This window comes from Pedobacter agri, from assembly GCF_032678665.1.
GTDB lineage: Bacteria > Bacteroidota > Bacteroidia > Sphingobacteriales > Sphingobacteriaceae > Pedobacter > Pedobacter agri_A.
Map to the genome: position 1 here is coordinate 264201 of NZ_JAVTSH010000004.1, position 15104 is coordinate 279304.

At 38.5% G+C, this 15104-nt stretch carries 12 protein-coding genes; 5 read left to right on the plus strand and 7 right to left on the minus strand.

Annotation, left to right across the window (positions count from 1 at the left end; genetic code table 11):
- Positions 1-34: 34 nt before the first annotated feature.
- On the plus strand, positions 35-400 hold the full coding sequence (locus R2Q70_RS10505) for a response regulator (protein WP_316807551.1): 366 nt from the start codon (positions 35-37) through the stop codon (positions 398-400).
- 6 nt (positions 401-406) lie between these two features.
- Here R2Q70_RS10505 and R2Q70_RS10510 read toward each other — a convergent pair whose 3' ends face one another.
- From R2Q70_RS10510 to R2Q70_RS10525, 4 genes are all read right to left on the minus strand, one after another.
- Positions 407-1366 (minus strand): DUF3137 domain-containing protein, encoded by a 960-nt coding sequence (locus tag R2Q70_RS10510; RefSeq protein ID WP_316807552.1) that lies wholly within the window; start codon positions 1364-1366, stop codon positions 407-409.
- The gene (locus R2Q70_RS10515) at positions 1366-1920 is read right to left on the minus strand and encodes a LemA family protein (RefSeq protein ID WP_316807553.1); all 555 of its coding nucleotides are present in this window, start codon (positions 1918-1920) and stop codon (positions 1366-1368) included. The genes R2Q70_RS10510 and R2Q70_RS10515 overlap by 1 nt, the downstream gene beginning before the upstream one ends.
- A 52-nt stretch (positions 1921-1972) precedes the next feature.
- Positions 1973-3808, minus strand: coding sequence for a hypothetical protein (locus tag R2Q70_RS10520; RefSeq protein ID WP_316807554.1), 1836 nt, complete (start codon positions 3806-3808; stop codon positions 1973-1975).
- 61 nt (positions 3809-3869) lie between these two features.
- Positions 3870-5657, minus strand: a complete 1788-nt coding sequence (locus R2Q70_RS10525) for a hypothetical protein (RefSeq protein WP_316807555.1) — start codon at positions 5655-5657, stop codon at positions 3870-3872.
- A 342-nt stretch (positions 5658-5999) separates the two neighbouring features.
- On the opposite strand from R2Q70_RS10525, the gene R2Q70_RS10530 reads away from it, so the two are divergent.
- Together R2Q70_RS10530 and R2Q70_RS10535 are read left to right on the plus strand one after the other, a co-directional pair.
- Entirely contained in the window at positions 6000-6641 is a 642-nt protein-coding gene (locus R2Q70_RS10530; protein WP_010599217.1) for a DUF47 domain-containing protein, read from the plus strand.
- A gap of 12 nt (positions 6642-6653) precedes the next feature.
- Positions 6654-7664: an inorganic phosphate transporter gene (locus tag R2Q70_RS10535; RefSeq protein WP_010599218.1), complete on the plus strand. Its 1011-nt coding sequence runs from the start codon at positions 6654-6656 to the stop codon at positions 7662-7664.
- A gap of 1113 nt (positions 7665-8777) precedes the next feature.
- Here R2Q70_RS10535 and R2Q70_RS10540 read toward each other — a convergent pair.
- Positions 8778-10073: a carboxypeptidase-like regulatory domain-containing protein gene (locus R2Q70_RS10540; protein WP_316807556.1), complete on the minus strand. Its 1296-nt coding sequence runs from the start codon at positions 10071-10073 to the stop codon at positions 8778-8780.
- Positions 10066-10644, minus strand: a complete 579-nt coding sequence (locus R2Q70_RS10545) for an RNA polymerase sigma factor (RefSeq protein WP_010599220.1) — start codon at positions 10642-10644, stop codon at positions 10066-10068. Before R2Q70_RS10545 ends, R2Q70_RS10540 begins: the two co-directional genes overlap by 8 nt.
- 467 nt (positions 10645-11111) lie before the next feature.
- Here R2Q70_RS10545 and R2Q70_RS10550 point away from each other — a divergent pair, with 467 nt between their 5' ends.
- Together R2Q70_RS10550 and R2Q70_RS10555 are read left to right on the plus strand one after the other, a co-directional pair.
- Positions 11112-12347 (plus strand): DEAD/DEAH box helicase, encoded by a 1236-nt coding sequence (locus R2Q70_RS10550; RefSeq protein ID WP_010599222.1) that lies wholly within the window; start codon positions 11112-11114, stop codon positions 12345-12347.
- Positions 12348-12406: 59 nt separating this feature from the next.
- Complete coding sequence (locus tag R2Q70_RS10555) at positions 12407-13318, plus strand: AEC family transporter (protein WP_316807557.1); 912 nt, start codon at positions 12407-12409, stop codon at positions 13316-13318.
- 304 nt (positions 13319-13622) lie between these two features.
- Here R2Q70_RS10555 and R2Q70_RS10560 read toward each other — a convergent pair whose 3' ends face one another.
- Entirely contained in the window at positions 13623-15050 is a 1428-nt protein-coding gene (locus R2Q70_RS10560; protein ID WP_316807558.1) for an L-serine ammonia-lyase, read from the minus strand.
- Between the last annotated feature and the right edge of the window lie 54 nt (positions 15051-15104).

The window sequence follows — 15104 nt, forward strand, 5'->3', positions numbered from 1 at the left end:
ATAGAGAATAGATTGCCTTTTGGGAGATAAATGTATGGCTGAAGCAAAAAAAGTATTTGTTTTTGATGATAACAGGGATATTTTAGACTTGTGCACTTTCATATTAGAAGACGCTGGTTACGAGATCAGAACATCGGAAACAGCAAACGAAATTGAAAGTCAGGTTGCCGCTTACATGCCCGACATTATTTTTATGGATAACTGGCTGCCAGATTTAGGCGGAATACAGGCAACAAAAGCAATTAAAAGTAATCCGGAACTGAAACATATCCCCGTAATTTATTTTTCTGCCAACAATGATATTTCGGCACTTGCCGATGAAGCCGGTGCGGATAGTTATTTATCAAAACCTTTTGATATTGAAGCATTGGAAAGTATCGTAAGGAAGCACTTGAGCTAGCGCAAATTAATTCTTCCCCCAGATTCTGGTATTGAGATCTAATTCTCTCACAATATCATACATAAATTTTATTGCCGTAATATCCTCGTTAAGCAATTCGGGGTTAAGCAACGATTTAAATATTGGTGCTTCAAAATAATTCCTGTTTAGCGGAAAAGCGATATACATCCTCGATTCGATAAAGGACAGTGAAATGGAGTATTTTGAGTTGTTATTTAACTTTAAAATGCGCTCCATCATGGCTGGAGTAAGCAAATAACGTGATTCTACCTGATCGGTTCCATAAGTTAAAAAGGTCTTATCAAAATCAACATTCTCCAGTTTAATCACATCTTTATCACTAAAAGAGAACAGGTTTTTTGAAAACCAGGCGCCTAGGGCACTCCCAAAATCCTTTGGGCGAACAATGGTTACGCCATTAAAGTGTTTATTAAAATCTGCCGCAAAAATAATCCCTTTAAAAATGTCGTGCCACTCTGTTCTGGTGCCATTTTTAGTTTGCGTAACTGTTTTGTATTCGGCATGTACTTCCGCGAAATAAAACCCGGTTTTATCAGCTTTTCCGCACACTAAATCTTCAGTTTTGTATCGGTCAGGATCTTTCGTAAAAAGCTGTGAATAAATAAATTCTTGGGCAAGAATCCCTCTGTAAGGATCAATAGTTAAGCTTGCATCTAAAAAACGAAGCGCTTCGCCAATTACATCCCTTTTGTAAGCTTCTTTATAGGCTTGCAATTCATCTCCGATTTTATAGAGTACAATTCCACCATAAATTATCGGAATTAAACCAGCAACAACAGCAGGGCCAACAAACCCGAAAACTATTCCAGCAATGGCTAAAATAATGCCGCCTCCAATAAAGAAATAACCTTTTTTTTGTGTCGAAGCAATTTTTTGACGCTCCACTTCCATGGTGGACAATACATTTTGTAAAGCCACATTTCCTTCCAAACTAAAAAACTGCATTAGTTGTTAAACAGGTCTTTTGCACTAACGTTCCGGCGTTCCTCTGCTGCGGTTTCTAAAACAGGAACTGGATGGAAATTTAACGCTCCGGCGAACAAATTTCCAGGAAACATCATAATGGCGTTATTGTAATCAGTTACGGCTGCGTTGTAAGTGCGTCTGGCGGCAGCAATCTGTTCCTCGCTTTCCGTCCAGGTAGTTTGTAAGTTGATAAAATTGGTGTTGGCTTTCAAGTCGGGGTAATTTTCAACATTAACCATCAAACCTTTAACGCTACTGCTTAACTGACTGTCGATTTGTGCTTTCTCCGCATCGCTGATATTTCCGGCAGCAACTTTTGTTCTAAGCTCAACGATTTTCGATAATGTTTCAGACTCGTAATTGGTGTATTGTTTAACTACTTCAACCAGGTTAGGAATTAAGTCGAAACGCTTTTTAAGCATGACATCGATTGCAGAAAATGCATTGGTTACCTGGTTTTTCTTGCCAACAAGCGAGTTGTAGAAGAAAACACCAAAAAGGAAAATGGCGATGAGAATAATTGCGATAATCATAGTTTAGTTTATGTTTAGATATTAAAGATAGGAAAACGTTACAAAATAGAACTTAACGTTTCTCGTTTCTGGCTTGTTCCCTTTCCCGTTGCTGTCTTCGTTCTAATCTTTTTTGTTTTCGAAGGCGATGACTTTCCTGCATATCTTTAAAGTTTTTAATATGCTTCCTGATTTCCTGTTGCTTCTCATCGGTGATGCCTACACTATTTTTAATGCCCACAAAAAGGCTTCTCCAAATCAGGTTGAAAAACGAAGTATTTTCAATACGACTATAATTTACTGAAGCCGATGTAAATTTTCCATCTCTGCCCGGATTTTCAGCATTAATGATTAATGCGTTGGCCAGTATCGACAACAAGCCACGGGTTACCAGGTGGTCTTTATCCGGATCGTTTCTCATCAAAGCAACCGAAAGGTCGTAGTAGTAGAAATCAACCTTTCCTTTTGCCCCATCATTATTTGCCTTAAAATTAAAGCGAAGTTTATCTACAATGCCTCTGTTTATACGAACCAAACCCAAAGGCTTCGTAATTTGGTTTAAAACCCTTGCATTGAACGTATGAAGCTGGCCTTTGTAGGCAAACCCTCCATTTTTATCCAGCAGGTCGAAATTAAAATTCAAATCCAGTTCTCCCTGCCCTAGCAGGTAAGTTTTCAAATCAACCTCCATAAAAGGGTTAATGGCTTTGATTTTGGTTAAATTGGTTACGTTTTTAAAAACACCTGAAGTGTGCTCAAAAGATATTTTTCCTCTTTGCTGGCTTTCAGGATTATAAACTGCGTAGCTTACATCAACATCTTTGAGTTTGATTTTTTGGATCAGCACCGGAGCGCTAATGTTTTGTAGCAACTGGTGCGGAAATCGACGAACCCTATTTTCCAGGCTATCCGTAGGGTCAAAGTTTTTCCCAAGGCTATTATCATTGAAAACAGAAATAAACCCATTGGCAATAGCCATTTCTTTTGCCCTAAATTCCTGTTTACTGATGTAAAGTGGAAGATCAATTCCGTTTAACAGTATGTCGCTCATTTGTATGTGAAACCGATCTTTTGCGTAACCCGCTACTTTGCCAAACTTCATTTCATCATACAGCGGTTCTACCTGGAATTTGTTGATCCGCAGATTCCCTGTAGAAGCTTTAAAATCGAGCTGGTTAAGCTTAATATTGTACATCTTATCAGGGGTGGGGTAAGTATAATCCTTTAAGTTGATGATGACATCTTTAAGCAAATAGAACCGATCTGGATCTTCAGCAGAAGTAGAATCAACCAATAAATCTTTTAAGGTAATGTTTAAATCATCAATAGCGAAAGGCGTGGCGTTAAGTACATTTTTATTAACGTATTTGAAACTCGCATCCCTGAAAAGAATATTATTGATGCTAAATTCTTTCAGGTTTTGAGAAATCATCGCGTAGGGCGATTTTATAGGTCGAGGCGGCCGGTTCTCATTAAATGCAAATTGCCTGTTCATCATCACCACTTCTGGCCTATCAAAAATTACCTCTTCTAATTGAAGTTTTTGATGCCGGTAAAGCGTAAGCGGATGAAAATGTTTAACCTGAAGTTTTTTTAGCGATATAGTATAAAGGTTGTTCGGCGCCCTTTTTAAAGTAATCAACTGGTTGAATCGGTTGGTATCCGGAATGATTTTTACATTATATAACGTTGCGCTTCCGGTTAAAATGTTGGTAGAAACTTTTGAGAAACTGATGGTATATAAGCTATCCGTTGATTTATATAACAGCGTTTTAATGCGGTCACTAAGTATCGGTCGCGATTTTACATTTAAAAACCAAGCTAATCCTGCAAGTAATGCGAAGACGATTAAAGTTACTGATGCAATCCACTTTATAATTTTGTATTTTTTTCTTTTGGTATCGGGCATTTAACGGCAGGACTGGTTTTCACAGCAATATACATTTATAATTTTAATGTAAAAACAGGCATTAGTTTTTCTCTCTCTTCGCTTTGCGGGCTTCTTTACTATCTTCCCGTTTCTGTTCTCTTATTTTCTTTGCAATTACCTTTTGTTGCTTAACAGGATTTTTTTCAGGCACAACACCCACACCAACAATATCTTTTATGCCGACAAATAATGTCTTCCACATCAGGTTAAAAAATGAAGCCGAGTTTATCCTCGTATTGGTCATTTTTGCCGTTCTAGGCGGATCGCCTTTGCTCGGATTTTCATCTTTAACTAGAAGTGTGTTTGCTAAAAAAGATAAAAGCCCCTTTTCTTTAGTTCCTTCGCCGTCAATGTTGTCAGAAAGTAACTTCACCTTCAGGTTGTTATAAAGCATACTCATTGAGCCAGACGCAGTGCGTAAATTGCCACTTGCTTTAAAATCAATATGCTGAACATTTCCGCTTTCGATTTCTATCAGGCCTAAATTTTTAGATAAGGAATTCAGATTTTTAAAATCGAACTGGCCTAAACTTCCGCTGTAACCAAAGGCACCATTTTGATCTGTCAGGTTAAAATCGAGCTTTACATTTAGTTTTCCGCTGCCCATTAGCAACGAATTTAGATTGGCCACAGCATGATTATTTTTAGCCAGGCGTAAACTATCATTAGTTACATTTAAAATATTTCCTGTTAGGGTTTTAAACGTAACCGATCCCGTTTTTTTACTTGCCGGATTATATTCTGAGTACCTTACATCGATGCTCCGCAGTTTTACCGTATCAATGGCTACGGGCATATTCAGCCTTTTTAAAGCCATGTGGGGATAGTTTTTTCCCTTATCGAATCCTGGTGGAGGAGGAGATTCTCTGCTCATAAAAACTTCAACTTTTGCCGGACCGATTTTCACGGATTTTGCTTCAAGTTTACCATCGGTGTTCAGTTTGATAAAATCGACTCCGTTAAACTCAACTGTGGCAAAGCTTAAATCGTAACGATCTTTTTGAACTTTATATTTACGGGCAAACTCGAGTTCGGGATAAAGTGGCTTTAAGATCAAACCTTTAATGCTGATTTTTCGGGAAGAATATGAACCTTTAATCGTATCTACCTTCATGCTGTACATCTTGTCTTTCGTAGTCGATTTGTAACCTGCCACCTGAAACGAAATATCTTTTGTATAATAAAATCGTGTAGTGTCTTTACCAGAAAGGGAATCGAGCAGAAAATCATTTACGTTAATATCAAGGTGCTTGATGCTGTTTTTGGTTTTAACAGCGGTGCTTTTATTGATGTAATCAAAATCAGCATCAACGATTTTGATGCGATGCACCCTGGCCGATTTAAAGGTTTTAGAAATCTGTTCATAAAGTGATTTTTTAACCTTCGCAGTATCGACTTTCTTCGGTACCTTATTAAAAATCACATTGATTGATGGGCGATCGAGTAAGATCTCGTTAATATCCAATCGCTTTTTAAAATAGGCGGTTAAAATGCTGGTTCGTGTAATCTGAAGCTTTTTAAGTTTGATTTCAAAAGTATGTGCGGGAGCAAGATGCTGTTTTTTTAAAGTGTCAAAAACCATAGTGTCTGGCTTAAGCGTAACATCCCGAATGGCCATACTACCAGTAATCACATTTAAATTAATGCTTTTGAAATCAATGCTATAAAGATGGTTTGATCCGTTATAAACCCCTTCTTTTATTTTTTCAGTGAGGATAGGCTTCCAGCGGGCACTAATAAACATGGCTCCGAAAGCTAAAATTAAGATCAATCCGCCCAATATACTGCCAATCCAAATCCAAAGTCTGTTTCTATTTTGAGCTGTCATGTTTATGGTTTATCGATATAGAACAGATAGTTCGCAGAAAGGTTTGCTTTGGCAATTTCGCCATTGCGAACCGGCTTTTGTAGATAAACCTGATATGAGCGAACACGGATCCCGATATTTCATCGGGAGCAGTAAAGCGATTAGCTCGATGGAGTTCCTTTGGAACAGGGCTGATGTTACCTAATGGCTACTTACATTCATTTCTAACCTCTCTCAACCTAACTGCGTAGCTCTTAAATGTTTATCAAACGAACAGATCAGCAAACAATTTCTTAATATAATTAATGAATTAACATTAACTTAACATTGAGCTTGTAGCTTTGCAGCATATTAGAAATTAACATGAACAATATTTTTAAGTTCTTTACACCTCAAGATAGAAAATTTCATCCTCTTTTTGAGCAGGCTGGTAGCAACGCATTGAAAATTGCTGAAGCGCTTTTAGAAATGGTTAGCACTGCTGATGCGGAAAGCAGAAAAACAATTTTTAAAGAAATTGAGCGCCTGGAGCACGTTGGAGATGATATTACGCATTCGATTTTCTTAGAGCTGAGCAGGAACTTCATCACACCATTTGACAGGGAAGACATTCACCAATTGGCTACTGCTGTTGATGATGTTGCCGATTATATCTATGGTACAGCAAACCGCATGCAAATGTACAATATGAATACCATTAGTGAGCCAATTGTGAAGATTGCAGAATTATTGGTTGAAATGTGTACTGATATTGATAAAGCGATTAAAGAATTACGCAGTTTCAAAAACATTCGTGTGATTGCTGATGCTTGTATCCGCATTAACAGCGGCGAAAACCAGGCTGATTATGTATTTACTTTAGCAGTTGCCCGTTTATTTGAATACGAAACCAATGCGATTGAATTAATTAAACAAAAAGAGGTTTTACAAACGATAGAAAAAGCGACAGATAAATGTGAAGATGTGGCGAATGTGCTTGAAACTATCCTGGTTAAAAACGCTTAATATTAAACAAACATGGTAACTACCTTATTGGTTGTTGTTGTAATTCTAGCTATTGCTTTCGATTACATTAACGGCTTCCACGATGCCGCTAACTCGATTGCAACAGTTGTTTCTACAAAAGTGCTTACGCCTTTTCAGGCGGTTTTGTGGGCTGCGCTTTTCAATTTTGCAGCTTACTTTTATTTTACCGATCATAAAGTAGCCAATACGGTTGCTAAAACGGTTATTGAAAATTATATTACACTAGAGGTAATCCTTGCCGGTTTAGTGGCCGCTATTATCTGGAACTTATTAACCTGGTGGTATGGCATTCCTTCCAGTTCTTCGCATACCTTAATTGGTGGTTTTGCCGGTGCCGGTATGACACATGCTTTGTTAACTGGTGCTAGTCCGATGGACGCTGTAAACATGGGTTACGTAGTGAAGATCGTTTCGTTTATTGTGCTGGCTCCAATTATTGGTTTGGTTATTTCTGTTGTTTTAACATTGATCATCATCAACATTTGCCGCTATGCAAAACCAGCAACAGCTGAAAAATGGTTTAAACGATTACAGTTATTATCGTCTGCAGCCTTGAGTTTCTTTCATGGTGGTAACGATGCGCAAAAAGTAATGGGTATTATTGCTACGGCACTAATTGCAGCTAAAGTCATTCCTGATTTTGATTCAATGCCTTCCTGGGTTCCAATTGCCTGTTATTCGGCAATTTCATTAGGTACCATGAGCGGTGGCTGGAAAATTGTGAAAACCATGGGTTCGAAAATTACGAAAGTTACAGCGCTGGAAGGTGTTGCTGCCGAAGGTGCTGGCGCCATTACTTTAGGAATTACAGAACATTTTGGTATCCCAGTTTCTACAACACATACCATCACCGGTTCGATTGTAGGTGTGGGTGTGGTAAAAAGCGTTTCTGCCGTGCGTTGGGGTGTAACCATCAACTTAATTTGGGCCTGGATTTTAACCATCCCAGTTTCGGCCACATTAGCAGCCATTATTTACGGAGCAATTTATTACTTCAAATAGAACAAAATCCATCATCCATATTTAAGACTAAGGCAAATCGCTTTAGTCTTTTTTGTTTTAAAGGAAGACGGAAGCATGGAATTTGTGTTTACTCGGAACCCTACCGAACCAATGAAAATATGCTTATAAGCTTGCTGCTGCATTTTTTTGAACCATTTAGGCATATAGATCATATAGTTTTTTAGATTTCACACAAGGTCAACCATGCTTTTTCTATATGTCCTAAATGTCTATATGGTTCTTAATTTATAGATTTTGGTAACGAAAGCCATTGTTTGAAGGACTAGCCAAACGAATGATTCTCATTTGAATATAAGCCATAGGCATATCGATCATATAGTTTAGATTTCGCACAAGGTAAACGATGCTAATCTATATGTCCTAAATGTCTATATGGTTCTTAACTTATAGATTTTAGTAACGAAAGCTATTGTTTTGAAGGACTAGTAAAGCTAATGAATCTCAGTTTATGCTAAACCATATAGGCATATAGATCATATAGTTTAGATTTCGCACAAGGTAAACGATGCTAATCTATATGTCCTAAATGTCTATATGGTTCTTAACTTATAGATTTTAGTAACGAAAGCCATTGTTTTGAAGGACTAATAAAGCGAGTGATTCTCAGCTGATTCTAAACCATATAGGCATATAAATCATATAGTTTTTTAGATTTCGCACAAGGTAAACGATGCTAATTCTATATGTCCTAAATGTCTATATGGTTCTTAATTTATAGATTTTGGTAACGAAAGCCATTGTTTTTGAAGGACTAATAAAGCGAGTGATTCTCAGCTGATTCTAAACATATAGGCATATAGATCATATAGGTTTTTAGATTTCACACAAGGTCAACCATGCTTTTCTATATGTCCTAAATGTCTATATGGTTCTTAATTTATAGATTTTGGTAACGAAGTCCATTGATTTTGAAGAACTATCCATGCTAAATCTTAGTTGATTCTAAGCCATATAGGCATATAGATCATATAGATTTTGGATTTTGCACAAAATAAACGATACTTATTTTATTGTCCTAAATGTCTATATGGTTCCAAAAACTAGAGATAAGTAATGCCTGCAATACGCTATACTGAGAATTCGTTCAAAAGCCTAAAACTTAACACTCAACTCCACCAGGTCATTTCCGTTTTTAGGTAGCACCCAATCCGGTCCGTTTTGAACAAGCCGTTTGGCTTCCGCATCAGCTTTAGTATTAAGCGATTTGATTACTTTAATATTTGTTGGGCGACCATTTTTCCTAACCTTAAAACTTAAAATAACAAATTGTTCCGGCCCTTTAGGGTTATACAGTTTATTGTTATTTTCAAGATATTGGCTATAATTAATGGTCGAAACAGGAATCGGTTTGGTGATCTCTCCGATAGATTTTCCATCCAGGTTTTGTTCCGCCCGAAGCATAATTTTAGGAGCCGGAATATTTTCCTTTTTGCGACCGTTTGAGCCTACGATTACTGCAATTTCATTTAACGATTTATCGCCGCTCATGGCATTTCTAATCGCATTAGGATCTGCAACATTTGTAATCGGCCGTTCTCTAAACCCAATGGCATTAATTAACAAGTCTTTATCCTTAACGTTGCTATCAGCGGGTAAAGCAAAATAGCCATTAGCATCTGTAGCGGTAACTTTGTTCGATCCTGATAATTTAACCACGGCACCTTCCACTGGTTTACCATTACTTTCATTTAATACATTGCCGCTAAATACCACTCGGTTTGAAGCAATAGCAGGTGCAGCAGCAATTATCGCATCATTAGTAACAGATGCGGCTTTCATTTTTGCGGTATTATTGAAAGCAGTAGCTTCTCCTTTTGCCTCACTCACTTCCTGCGGTCTAATTTCCTCTACTTGCGGAAATCTACTTGCCGACTTCACAACTGGTGCCTGCCTGGTGTTTTTAGCCAAATTGCCAGTTTTGGCTTCAGTAATTGCCTGATCTATTAATGCAGATTTCGTAAGCGCCGGAGCGGTGTCAACTTTTTTTGGTTTTGTATTGGCCAAAGCCGCGGTGGTATCTAAATTAACTACAACACCTTCCTGCCTTCTGGCAGCAGTTTCAGCATTTTTACGATTGGTTTCACGCATAAAAAACAAAATGCTCACTGCAATAAAAGCAACCGTAGCAGTTGCAGCAATACTTAGCCGATGTGTGGTAATGCCCCACATTTTACGCTTAATCGGTTTTTCCGAAATGCGATCGTAAAGCTGTTTTTGTAAAATAGAAAGGCTTTGTTTCCGCTTGGGCGATTGTTTCAATCCTTCCAAAGCTTCGGCCACGAACGGATCCTCCAAGGCCTGCCGCTCAACGAAGTGCATAGCCTTGGCATCAAGCTTACCATCAAGGTAATCTTCCAGAACGTCAATATCTAACCAATCGTTATTCACTACTATTTTTCTCTATACAAATCTTTAAATTCCGCTTTCCGTTTTGGATATAGCTTTTCACCTTAAGCATGTCGTAGCCCGTAATATCGGCCACTTCCTTATAACATTTCTCCTGTAGATAGAATAAATCTACGCTTTTTCGCTGTTCTTCGGGCAAGGTTTCCATGCACTTTTCCATTATGGTAAGCTGCGTTTCTTTTGTGTCGTCAATATCCAGATGCACAAATTCGCTGTTTTCCACAAAAGTATCATCAATAGAAACGTTATTTTGCTTCGAAGATTTCCTGAGCGCCATTAAGCAATGGTTTCGCGTTAAAACATGCAGCCAGCTCTTAAAATTCTGCACCTCATGTATTTTAAGTTTTTTCACCAGTTCCTCAAAAATCTGCATCACGGCATCTTTGCTCAGCTCCTCATCCTTAAAATAGTTCAGGCAAACCCCAAAAACCAGGTGCATATATTTATTGTACAGCGTACCCAATGCGTCTAAATCGCCGGTACTTTTATACTCGGCAATTAAATCGGCATCATCTTTCTGGTTAATTCCAGCTATGTTTTTTATAAACTTCAAAAAATTGGGCAGCTATGATAAATATCCTCAAGTATAAAAAATATTTTTCAGTAAGGACAGAAATAACCTAAAATGGTTTTCATCCGGAAGGGAAAGATTTTATTTATTTGAAGCGCAAAGGCACTGCTAAAGTTAAAGTTTGCTCCCGTTTTTCGCTTTTACGCTTCGCTCGTCATACTTCCTCGCTGCAGGGTAACGCTGCAACCGGGGCTAGAAATCAAATTTTGATGCTTTTTTTAAGGTTTTCAAATGCGCAACCTATAGTTTCAGGGAGCGGGCTAAAGCAAAAGCCAAATAGAATTGCCTTGTCAGGAGACTGCTATTGCCAACGGCTAAAAACCGAACATTTGCAGAACGAAAATAATAAATACAACAGGCTATTTTGCAATTATAAATTCAAGATGGATTGGCGTTTGCTATTCGCCGTAATTTGAGGTACTTTTGCTGAAATACATAAACACAACAGATTGAATTTTAACGACTTTAATTTTAACCCCGATTTGCATGAAGGCCTGATGGCTATGGGGTATAAAAGCGCTACTCCCATACAAGAACAAGCTATTCCTGTAATTTTAAATAACCACGACCTTATTGCCTGTGCGCAAACCGGGACTGGAAAAACAGCAAGTTACCTCTTGCCGGTAATGGAAAAGATCAGTCGTGCTCAAGACAGGCATAACAATACCTTGATTTTAGCACCAACACGCGAGCTTGCGCAACAAATTGATTTACAGGTAGAAGCTTTGGCTTATTTCACCAACATCAGTTCATTGGCCGTTTACGGCGGTGGCGATGGCATTGCATATGAGCAGCAAAAACGCTCCATGCGTGATGGTGTAGATATTATCATCGCTACGCCTGGCCGTTTGATGGCGCATTTATCTTCAGGTGTTTTAAAGTTAGAACATTTGCAGCACCTGATTTTGGATGAAGCCGACCGTATGCTTGATATGGGTTTTTATGATGACATTATGCGCATTGTAAGTTATCTACCTAAGAAACGGCAAACGCTGCTTTTTTCAGCCACCATGGCGCCAAAAATCAGGAAAATGGCAGGAAGTATTTTGCATGAGCCAGAGCAGATTACCATTTCTATTGCAAAGCCTGCTGAAGGAATCGATCAGCAAGCTTACAATATCCACGATCAGCAGAAACAGGCTTTACTAACAGATATTTTTAAAGACGAAACGTATAAAAGTGCCATTATCTTCGCTTCAACCAAAGAGAAAGTAAAAGCTTTATACAAAACTTTTAAATCTTTAAAGATCAAAGCAGAAGCTTTTCACTCAGATTTGGGGCAGAAAGAACGCGAAGATATTTTGTTGGCTTTTAAAAATCGCCGTTTACCAATTATCATCGGAACGGATGTTTTATCGCGTGGTATTGATGTAGAGGGTGTTGATTTGGTAATTAATTACGATGTTCCCGGCGATCCGGCAGATTATGTACACCGTATTGGCAGAACAGCTAGAGCCGCCACCAAAGGAACCGCAATTACATTGGTTAACGGAAGAGATAAGCGCAAGTTTGATAACATTGAGAAACTGATTGAAAAAGCGGTCCCACGGATGACTTTGCCAGAACACATTGCTACGATGGAAATCACCCATGTAGAAGAAAAGCGACCGCAACATCCGAAAAACAATGGCAAGAAAAAGGTTTGGCATAAGAAAAAACCGAAGCCAAGTAGTCCTACCTCATAAATTTAAAAACGCCGATTAATTAATTGGCGTTTTCTTTTATCAATATTTTTGCACTCCTCATGGCAAATTTCATTCTTATTGGTTTATGTATTATCGCTGGTATTCTTTTCAGAAAAAGCAAAACGCTGCCAAAAGATGCACACAAGGGTATTAATGCCTGGATTATTTACATCGCACTTCCAGCTACTTCATTTAAGTATTTGCCTCACATTAGCTGGTCGAATGAATTGTTATTTCCTGCTTTGACACCAATTTGTGTGTGGTTGTTAGGATGGTTTTTCGTTACCTTTTATGCGAAATTCAGCAATATTAGCCGGGCAACTTCCGGAGGATTGAAACTGGTCAGTTCATTAAGCAATACTTCATTTATTGGATTTCCGCTCATCATCGCTTATTTCAGCGAAAAGGAAATTGCAACAGCAATCATTTGTGATCAGGTTACCTTCACTTTATTATCAACAATTGGAATTGTGGTTGCCATTCGTTCTTCTCAGCAACAGAAATTAAGCGCAAAATTGGTGTTTAAAAAAGTGTTAACTTTTCCACCTTTGCTGGGTTGTATTTTGGCATTAATTTTACCCCGATTTATTAACCTTTCGCCTCTTGATGTTTTGTTCGATAAGCTTTCGGGAACTGTTGGTCCCCTGGCCTTATTTTCAATTGGTTTGCAACTTAAATTTGGTGGCTGGTTTAGCGAAATCAAACACATCAGCTTTGCGTTATTATACAAGTTGATTTTAGCACCGCTTTCCATTTTAATCATCGCTTTAATTCTGGGTATGAACGGCATGATTACCAAAATAACGATATTCGAAATGGCGATGCCTACACTGTTAACCGCCGGAGTGGTGGCAGATCAATACAATTTAAATCCAAAAGTTTCCAACTTGGTGGTGGGTGTGGGGATTTTACTTTCGTTTATCACAACGGCTATTTGGTGGCTGGTGCTTACGTATTCGGGATTGGTTTAAGTAATTTGCGACATATGTTCGTGACGATTAAACCACAAAGACACGAAGGACACAAAGATTTTTTTTTGATGATAGAATACTATACTCCAACCCTCTCTTTTGTAGCATTAATGCCCTGCCAAATCTTCTCCGGAAGATAAGAGGATATCATTTCTCGTAATCGATAATTAGATTTTAGTTTACCCACTGAAAATAAGAAAAAGTTATAACTGAGGGTTAAAACTATTACTCCATAAATCCCTCTTTCCAGGAAAGGGAGCGCTCTAATTGGCCCATGAATAAACTTTCAAAGGGAGAGGGTCTTTTAACACTCCGGCAAACTGATTGGAATATTCGTTGCCAAACCACCATCAGAAGTTTCTTTGTATTTAGCATTCATATCCAAAGCCGTTTCCCACATGGTATTTACAACAGCATCTAAACTTACTTTAGCTTTATCAGGATTACTTTGCAGCGCCAGCTGACTAGCAGTTATGGCCTTAATTGCGCCCATGGTATTTCTTTCGATGCATGGAATTTGCACCAGGCCACCAATCGGATCGCAGGTTAAACCCAAATGATGCTCCATGGCAATCTCTGCAGCCATTAAAACCTGTCTTTGTGAACCACCCAGGCATTCGGTTAAGGCGGCAGCAGCCATTGCTGAAGAAACGCCAATTTCTGCCTGACAGCCACCCATTGCTGCCGAAATAGTGGCGCCTTTCTTGAAAATGCTTCCTACTTCTGAAGCACAGGCAATAAATTGGATAATTCTGTCTTCTGAATAACCATCGCAAAAGGTGATAAAATATTGCAGCACCGCAGGAATAACCCCAGCGGCACCGTTTGTAGGTGCGGTAACCACCCGACCAAAAGAGGCATTTTCTTCATTAACGGCAAGCGCAAAACAACTCACCCAATCTAAAATATAATTGAATCCATTTCCACCTTTACGAATGGCTTCTACCCATGAATTGTAATCGTTATATGCTGATTGGCCAATTAATCGTTTATTTAATGGAAAAGCTCTTCGGGCAACATCCAATCCGCCAGGCAAAAACCCAGTGGTATGGCAACCACGGTAAATGCAATCACGCATTACGGCAAAATGTTGCAAGATACCTGCCTTGGTTACCGCTTCCGGACGCCAGGCCAGTTCATTTTCCATCACGATTTCACTTACCTTCAAACCTGTAGATAAACACCAGTGTAAAAGTTCTTTCGCTTTCTCCACCGGAAACGGTAAATCAACCTGTACTTTTTGGCTGTTGTCTTCACCTTCTTTAACCACGAAACCACCACCAATAGAATAATAGGTTTCAGAAAAAGCTTTGCCGTTGTTTAAAAATGCCTGAAAGGTAACTGCATTTGGATGGAAAGGAAGGCTTTCAGCAAACAGAAATAACAGATCGTTATCGTAATCAAAATCAATGATCAGGTTTCCTGCCAGATTTAATTTTTTATCTTTTTGAATGCTTTCAAAAGTTGGGGTAACAGCATCTACATCAAAGGTTACCGGATCTGCACCAGTTAATCCCAATAATATGGCAACATCAGTTCCGTGGCCTTTACCTGTTTTGGCAAGCGAACCATAAAGCAATATTTTAACCATTTCTACATCAGCCAGTACACCTTGTTGTAAAAGCGATGCAGTAAACTGCTGCGCTGCCCTCCACGGACCAAGCGTATGCGAACTCGACGGCCCAATACCGATTTTGAAAATATCGAAAACTGAAATTTGTTCCTTAATCATGATAAGTTAGTTACACAAATCTATGATTTGTTTTTATAATTTGCCTTTTTATCA